This window comes from Tritonibacter sp. SIMBA_163 (assembly GCF_046535935.1).
Classification (GTDB): Bacteria; Pseudomonadota; Alphaproteobacteria; order Rhodobacterales; family Rhodobacteraceae; genus Epibacterium; species Epibacterium scottomollicae.
The window spans coordinates 1-244 of the sequence record NZ_JAWJBP010001114.1 but is presented as its reverse complement, the minus strand read 5'-3'; the positions used below and the strand labels follow the sequence as shown (position 1 = coordinate 244).

General features: G+C 62.3%; 1 pseudogene. It reads left to right on the top strand.

Features of this window, described 5'->3' with window-relative positions:
* Nucleotides 1–37: 37 nt before the first annotated feature.
* Nucleotides 38–244, top strand: a pseudogene (locus tag R0J92_RS25785) (carbohydrate ABC transporter substrate-binding protein); the annotation flags it as partial.

Genomic DNA, 244 nt, shown 5'->3' with positions numbered 1-244 from the left:
CAAGCAGGTGGCCGACAGCCAGCAGGTGCCGTTCGCCATGGCAATCGACCGCTCCGGTCACCGCCTGACCGCCCCGATGCTTTCCTACGGCGTCAACTACATTGGAGAAGACGGCAAGCCCGCACCTCTCGATCAGGGTGCCAAAGACTTCCTGACCAGCTTCGTCAACTGGACCGAAGAAGGTGTCTTTGCCAAGGACGTCTGGGTATCGGCTGCCGGCAACACCTATCGTGCCGCCGCCGAG